At 60.2% G+C, this 5037-nt stretch carries 7 protein-coding genes; 4 read left to right on the top strand and 3 right to left on the bottom strand.

The genetic code is table 11. The features are described from left to right. Window positions 1-146 precede the first annotated feature (146 nt). Window positions 147-1427, bottom strand: a complete 1281-nt coding sequence (gene fabF / locus NW819_RS12680) for a beta-ketoacyl-ACP synthase II (protein WP_414413962.1) — start codon at window positions 1425-1427, stop codon at window positions 147-149. A 45-nt stretch (window positions 1428-1472) separates the two neighbouring features. Next, the gene (locus NW819_RS12675) at window positions 1473-1718 is read right to left on the bottom strand and encodes an acyl carrier protein (RefSeq protein ID WP_414343279.1); all 246 of its coding nucleotides are present in this window, start codon (window positions 1716-1718) and stop codon (window positions 1473-1475) included. Window positions 1719-1949: 231 nt separating this feature from the next. On the opposite strand from NW819_RS12675, the gene rpsF reads away from it, so the two are divergent. The 4 genes from rpsF to NW819_RS12655 all read left to right on the top strand — a co-directional run bounded on the left by rpsF (window position 1950) and on the right by NW819_RS12655 (window position 4181). Next, window positions 1950-2240: a 30S ribosomal protein S6 gene (rpsF, locus tag NW819_RS12670; RefSeq protein ID WP_011433268.1), complete on the top strand. Its 291-nt coding sequence runs from the start codon at window positions 1950-1952 to the stop codon at window positions 2238-2240. Window positions 2241-2313: 73 nt separating this feature from the next. Continuing rightward, on the top strand, window positions 2314-2712 hold the full coding sequence (locus tag NW819_RS12665; RefSeq protein ID WP_011433267.1) for a single-stranded DNA-binding protein: 399 nt from the start codon (window positions 2314-2316) through the stop codon (window positions 2710-2712). A 27-nt stretch (window positions 2713-2739) separates the two neighbouring features. Next, complete coding sequence (locus NW819_RS12660) at window positions 2740-3438, top strand: M14 family zinc carboxypeptidase (RefSeq protein WP_414413961.1); 699 nt, start codon at window positions 2740-2742, stop codon at window positions 3436-3438. A gap of 95 nt (window positions 3439-3533) precedes the next feature. Then, a complete protein-coding gene (locus NW819_RS12655; RefSeq protein WP_414355688.1) occupies window positions 3534-4181 on the top strand; it encodes a universal stress protein in 648 nt (215 codons plus the stop codon). Between the two features lie 13 nt (window positions 4182-4194). Here the strand turns inward: NW819_RS12655 and NW819_RS12650 are convergent. After that, a partial coding sequence (locus tag NW819_RS12650) for a DUF4340 domain-containing protein (protein ID WP_414413960.1) occupies window positions 4195-5037 on the bottom strand: 843 nt, incomplete at its 5' end.

Raw genomic sequence — 5037 nt, 5'->3', positions numbered from 1 at the left:
TCCGCTTGAAAAATAACCGCCGCCGCCATGTGCTGAGCATATTCGGGCGGGTGACCCTGCTGCGCCAGCTCCGCCGTCAAAGCGGCCAAGGCTTGTTGGCGAACTGAGGGCAGTGAACTTTCGGGAGAAGACATAGGCCAAGCCCTTCAAGCGGGAGAGTAGCGGCGCAAGGCCAGCGTGACGTTGTGCCCACCAAACCCAAAGGCATTCACCAAAGCGGCCTCAACGGCCATCTGCCGCCCCTTGTGGGGGACAAAATCCAGCCCTTCGCACTCGGGATCGGGGTTGTCCAAGTTGAGGGTGGGAGGAACCCAGCCGTGGTGGATGGCCAAAGCTGTGGCCACCGTGGCAATGCCGCCCGCTCCCCCCAACAGGTGGCCGGTCATGGACTTGGTGGCGCTGATGGCCAAACGGGGGGCATGCTCGCCAAAGACCGACTTGATGGCCTGGACCTCGGCGATATCCCCTACAGGGGTGCTGGTGGCATGGGCATTGATGTGTTGCACATCCCCAGGCTGAAGCCCGGCATCCTTGAGGGCCAGCCGCATCGCCCGGGCCGCTCCCTCGCCGCCGGGGGCAGGGTTGGTCATGTGGTGGGCATCGCAGGTGAGGCCATAGCCGACTATCTCCGCATAGATCTTGGCCCCGCGGGCGCGGGCGTGCTCCAACTCCTCCAGCACCAGGATCCCTGCTCCTTCCCCCATGACAAAGCCATCCCGATCCCGATCAAAGGGCCTACAGGCTTGCTCCGGGGTGTCGTTGCGGGTGGAAAGGGCCTTCATGGCACTGAACCCCGCCATGGACAAAGGGGTGACCGCCGCTTCCGTGCCACCTGTAATCGCCGCTTGCACCTCTCCCCTCTGGATGAGCCGAAAGGCATCGCCAATGGCGTTGGAGCCAGAGGCACAGGCCGTAACTGTGCAGGAATTGGGGCCTTTGGCGCCAAAATGAATGGCCAGGTGACCCGCAGCCATGTTGGCAATCATCATGGGCACCATGAAGGGGCTACAGCGATCCGGCCCTTTCTGCAGATAGATGGTCTGCTGCTCTTCCAAGACGCGGATGCCGCCGATGCCGGTGCCCAAGATCACCCCCACTTGCTCGGCGTTGAGATCGGTGATGCGAAAGTCAGCGTCCTCCAAGGCTTGCCGGGTGGCCGCCATCGCCAGATGCACAAAGCGGTCGGTGCGCTTGACATCCTTGCGATCCAAATAGTCGAGGGGATCAAATCCCTTCACCTCTCCGGCAATACGGCAGTCGTGGCGGGAGGCATCGAAATGGGTAATCGGCCCAATGCCGGAGCGCCCTGCCAGCAGGCTCTGCCAAAACTCGGCAGGAGAGTTGCCGATAGGGGTGACCGCACCCAGGCCCGTAATCACAACGCGGCGGGTTGGTCTGTAAGCAGTGGCGGGATCTGTGGTAGCCATCGTCCGGTGTTAGCCCGGGGGTATAGAGTCAGAACTGGGGGCAGACTAGGCAGCTTTCTTCGAGAGGATGTAGTTAACAGCGTCTTGCACGGTGGCGATCCTTTCTGCATCTTCATCGGGGATCTCCAGGTCGAATTCCTCTTCAAAAGCCATGACCAGCTCCACCGTATCAAGGCTGTCGGCCCCCAGGTCGTTCTGGAAATTGGCTTCTGGGGTCACTTTGTCATCTTCCACGCCCAGTTGATCGGACACGATCTTACGAACACGGCTGTAAACTTCGTCTGCGCTCATGCTTGGAATCCCAACTCTCGATTCAGCGTGTCTTGGCCGGGCCAACCAGCGGCCAATGAAGCAATCCCTATTGTATCGGACAATGGATCCCCTCTTGTGAGCAGCCTCACCTGCATTGGCTGCTGCGGCCAGGGTATGGGAATTGGGCGGCAGCCTTTTCGGTTGTGGGAAAGAAAAGCTAGTATAGTCCACTGCGTCTCTACCACTGGATTCTAAGGAGAACTTGCTTCCATGCCCCGCGCTTACGAAACGATGCTGATTGTGCGTCCTGATCTGTCAGATGAACCCCTCGAACAACTGCTCAGCAGTCAGGAGGCAATCCTGCGAGAGAACGGAGTAACCCACGTGGAGATTACCAATAGGGGCAAGCGCCGCTTTGCCGGGTTTGAGATGAAAAAGTTCAAGGAGGGTCTGTACATCCAGTTCAACTACGAAGCCGAACCCAATGCGGTGGCTGCCTGGGAGAAAAACCTGCGCATCAACGAGAGTGTGCTGCGCCACATGACTCTCCGCGTCGGCTAGGTTTGACGGCATCCTGGCCTGCGGGCATGATGGAAGTGCGCTGAGCTGCCCCTTATCCCTGGATGGCTCCGTTATGAACTCGATTGTGTTGATGGGCGAGGTTCTGTCTGAGCCAGAGCTGCGCTACACCCTTGATAACTTAGCTGTTGCGTCCTTGGTGATCGGCTTTCCCAGCTTGCGCCCGGATGAGCCGCCCTATCGCGTGCGCGTTTCCTCTTTTGGAGAACTGGCCAAAAGGGTGGTGGACACCTGCCATGTGGGCGACCAAATCACAGTGGAAGGCCAACTGCACATGAATGTGGTGGAGCGAGATGGGCGCAAGGAAAAGCTGGCCGAGATCACCGCGCGCCGTGTCCATCAACTGGGATCCGCTCGCGTCCTCTCTCTGACGGGGATGGGTGAACCGGCAACTGGGGAATCCTCTGAAGGGGATGTCCCTTCCCCACCAGATCCCAACGATATCCCGTTCTAGAGGTTGTGAGATTTGTCGGGATCCCCCATGTCTCAAAAACTTGGCGAACCCTTGGGATCCCTGCGGGTCATCGGCTACTCGGTGCAGGGGCGTCCTATTCACCTTTGGCAGCTCACCCAAGGGATCCGCTCCTTGCTGCTGCTCGGCGGGGTACACGGGGATGAGGTGGAGGGCTATGCCCTGATCGAGCGCTATGTGGCTTCTGGGAAATGGGGATCCCTGGCCGGGAAAGCGACCCTATGGGCAATCCCTCGCTTGAACCCGGATGGCTGTGCCTTGGGGCAACGGCTCAATGCCAACGGTGTGGATCTCAACCGCAATCTGCCCACCCAAGATTGGATCCCGGCCTCTTTGGAAGCTCGCTATCCGCCCGGATCGGCCCCAGGCTCCGAGCCCGAAACGCAAGTGTTGTTGACGAGTTTGGCCCGGATTCAGCCCCAGTTTATCCTTTCTGCCCACTCCTGCCAGGCGCACCCCTGCGTGAACTACAACGGCCCTGCCCTTGAGCTGGCCCAGGTGATGGCTGCTCGCAACGGCTTGCCCGTCGCCGCCGACATTGGCTACCCTACCCCTGGTTCTCTGGGCACTTGGGCAGGGCAGGAACGGCGGATCCCAACCCTAACGCTGGAAATCCTGCGGGGCACTCCCCTCGATCAAGTCTGGCAAGAGCAGGCCGAGGCGCTGCAGGCGGTGTTGGAGTGGGCAGCCCAAGGCGATGCCTTCTGACCGGTGTCAAGATCTCTGAACTTTCGTTGCCAATCTGCCTAGTTCGTTCAAGATATCTGGGGTTTTCTCGCCCAAATCTTCTACAACACAGATAGGTGGGGCAGAGCAGAGGGGAGCTTGGAGTTGAGGGAAAAGGGGTCAGAGGTCAACCCCGAAGTCACGCTGCTTCTGCCTTGTGCCCCGCTGTTAGCCATCTGGAGGAAGCCAATATGTTCAGCAGGATTTTGGTGGCAGTGGATCGGTCGGAGCTGAGCCAGGGAGTATTTCAAAAGGCCGTCCAAGTGGCCAAGGCCATGCAGGCCCAGATGATGATTCTCCATGTTCTGTCTCAGGAAGAGCCGGGCGCCCCAGAGCCGCCGATGATCCTGGGGGTAGATTACAGCTCCACCATCAGCGCCGAGCTGTGGCAGTCCTACCGGGAGCAATGTGCCATCTTCGAGCAAAACCAGATGGACTACCTGCGCTCGCTGGTGGAGAAAGCGGCTGAGCACGGGATCCGCGCTGAGTACACCCTCAACTACGGCAACCCCGGTCGGGTCATCTGCGATCTGGCCCGCTCTTGGGATGCGGACTTGGTGGTGGTGGGCCGCCGCGGCCACTCCGGCCTGAGCGAGCTGTTTCTGGGCAGCGTTAGCAACTACGTGCTCCACCGCGCTCCCTGCTCGGTGCTGACGATACAAGGGGAAGCCCTGAAAAAAGAAGCCCAAACTGCGGAAGAGAAGACAGCTACCCCTGCTGGCTAAGGCTCTAGGGACTCTAGGGCGAGGGAGTGGGATCTGGTCGCGTGAGCGGGGCAGAGTCCTTGCTCTCCGGCTGGCCCTCCAAGAGGCGATTCACTTCGGTTTCCAGGCTGTTGAAGGTGCTCAGCTCGATCACGGCAATGTCCGGCTGGCGGCTGCTTTGCACGTAGGCCTGCAAGCCAGAGGCGGCCAAGGTCAGGGTTAAGGGATCCTGCTCGGCGTCAGGCTTGGGCTCAAAGGTCAGCCGTAGGTCGGGCTCAGACAACACCCTTTGGGCTTCCGCGTCGGCCTGTTCCACAAACTCCTTGGCGCGGGCAGCATTCAGGCTGGAGAACAGAGAGCCGAGATCCACAGGCTGGCCCGGTCGCTCCGGGTTTTCCCAGCGCAGCTCCAAGGATCCCTTCTCTGAAGGCCGAGGGGTGAGGGTGACCTTTTCCCCTTGGGATTCTAAGGTGACTTGGCCCACTTGGTTGGCGTTGAGGCGGGCAATGCGGTGATCCCGCAGCTCTTCCAAGTCGGAGCGGAGAATATCGGCGGTGGAGGTGAGCAAGGTGGCTACTGCCGGGTGCTCAGAGGTGATGACGTACACCTGGCCATCTTTCTCCGATCCCAAAGCGACCTTCAGGGTTTTGCCCTCCTCCAGCTCTACCGTCAGCCGGGCGGAAGGCTGCTCCAAGCCATAGGGGGCTAGATCCGTCTGGGTCTCGGCGGGGAACTCCACGGCCTGCAGGCGGGCCAGAGTATTGAGCAAGCGGTTGACGTTGATCTCATCGGCAGGCAGCTCTCTGGGCTCGACAATCTGCCAAGTATTGTCTTGTCGCTGCAGGCGAAAAACTAAGGACTCCGCACCGCTGACGCG

This window comes from Synechococcus sp. R8-2 (assembly GCF_047461715.1).
Lineage (GTDB): Bacteria > Cyanobacteriota > Cyanobacteriia > Thermostichales > Thermostichaceae > Thermostichus.
This window is presented reverse-complemented; position numbering and strand designations above follow the sequence as displayed.